This window comes from Stenotrophomonas sp. GbtcB23 (genome assembly GCF_019091045.1).
GTDB classification, from domain to species: Bacteria; Pseudomonadota; Gammaproteobacteria; order Xanthomonadales; family Xanthomonadaceae; genus Stenotrophomonas; species Stenotrophomonas rhizophila_A.
The window spans coordinates 1-791 of the sequence record NZ_JAGXKC010000144.1; the positions used below are offsets into that span (position 1 = coordinate 1).

General features: G+C 65.6%; 1 protein-coding gene. It reads left to right on the forward strand.

Features of this window, described 5'->3' with window-relative positions; genetic code table 11:
• Positions 1 to 791 (forward strand): S8 family serine peptidase (locus tag KVS69_RS18490; RefSeq protein ID WP_217539444.1); only part of this gene is annotated, 791 nt, incomplete at both ends.

The following is a 791-nucleotide window of genomic DNA, read 5'->3' on the forward strand; positions in this document are numbered from 1 at the left end:
ATCGCCGCGGCGGGCGGGGCCTATAAGGAGCGCAGCTCGGAACTGGTCACGGCGCCGAAGCCGCCCGAGGGCACGGACCTGTATCTCAAGCGATATGACAGTCCGACGGTTCCAACCAAGGTGACTGCCGATTTCGTGCCGCTGGACTCGGACCAGATCCCGGCCAGCGAATACAAGATCTTGGCCCCGGTCGTCGTCACCACCGCGCCGTCGGACGCGAGCGACGCCGAGAAGCTGGCGAGCCTGAAGCCGGCGCTCGGGGTGATCTCCGGCACCTCGATGTCCACGCCGACGGTCGCCGCCGGAGCGGCCGTGACGGCCTCCCGCTTCCCCTATCTCCAGAACTGGCAGGTGCGCGACACGCTCCTGACCACGGCGAAAGATCTCGGCGCGCCGGGAATCGACCGGGTCTACGGCTGGGGCCTGATGGATCTGAGCAAGGCCATGAGCGGGCCGGCCAAATTGTTCCAGCTGAACCCCGATTACGACGTCTATAAGGCCGAGAAGGCGGCCGTCGACAAGTACAATCCGATCGTGCGCACGGCGGACATCCAGGCGACCAAATCCTATGAGGCGGCCAAGCAGGCCCGGCTCCAAAGGATGGACGCGGAGAACTTTCGGAAATCCGGGAAGAACGACCTCGCCGCGATAGCCGATGCCAAGGCAACGGCCGCCCAGGCCGAGGCCGACGCTTTCGCGGCCGAGGCGCGCAAGCTCGAGCTGACGCGCATTCAGCCCAATCTGCCGGAGGACACCGAGGAGGCGGCGTTCGAGTACATCAACTTTGTTGT